Source organism: Chryseobacterium sp. WG14 (genome assembly GCF_024586945.1).
Classification (GTDB): Bacteria; Bacteroidota; Bacteroidia; order Flavobacteriales; family Weeksellaceae; genus Chryseobacterium.
The window spans coordinates 1-709 of record NZ_JALCZD010000036.1 but is presented as its reverse complement, the minus strand read 5'-3'; the positions used below and the strand labels follow the sequence as shown (position 1 = coordinate 709).

Here is a 709-nt window from a genome sequence, read left to right as displayed (position 1 = left end):
CTGTTGAATCTGATAAAACCCTTCATGAGTTATTTGAATCTCAGGCATCAAGGACGCCGGATGCGGTTGCGTTGGTTTATGGAGAAGTTAAATTAAGCTATAAAGAGCTTAATGAACGTTCCAACCGTTTGGCAAATTACCTGATAAAAACACATGCACTTCAACCGGATGATCTGGTTCCATTATGTTTGGAACGTTCAGAACATATGCTGATTGCTATTTTAGGAGTATTAAAATCCGGGGCAGCCTATGTTCCTATGGATCCCTCTTATCCTTCAGACAGAATAGAACATATCCTTAGAGATACGGGCAGTAAAATTGTTATTGCCGAAGAAAGTACTATAGAAAAAGTGACACCTTCAGTGACAACAATTTCTATAAACGATTCTGTTTTCCAAACCATTCTGGAATCACAGGAAATATTGAACCCGGTTACCGAAGCTAAAGGTGATAATCTGGCGTATGTTATTTATACCAGTGGTACCACCGGACTTCCAAAAGGAGTGATGGTGGAACATAGAAATGTAGTCAATGTAGTTTCTCAGGTAAGAGAGGCTTATGGCTTCAGTGAAGGAGAGAAAATAACGGCTTATACATCATACGTTTTTGACGTATCCGTATCCGAGTTTTTCAACAGTTTACTGTATGGCAACGAACTTCACCTGCTGGATGAAGAAACGAAGAAAGATGCCGATGCCATCAGCAGATA

At 39.9% G+C, this 709-nt stretch carries 1 protein-coding gene; it reads left to right on the top strand.

Annotation, left to right across the window (positions count from 1 at the left end):
- A partial coding sequence (locus MP478_RS22480) for an AMP-binding protein (RefSeq protein WP_257201720.1) occupies window positions 1-709 on the top strand: 709 nt, incomplete at both ends.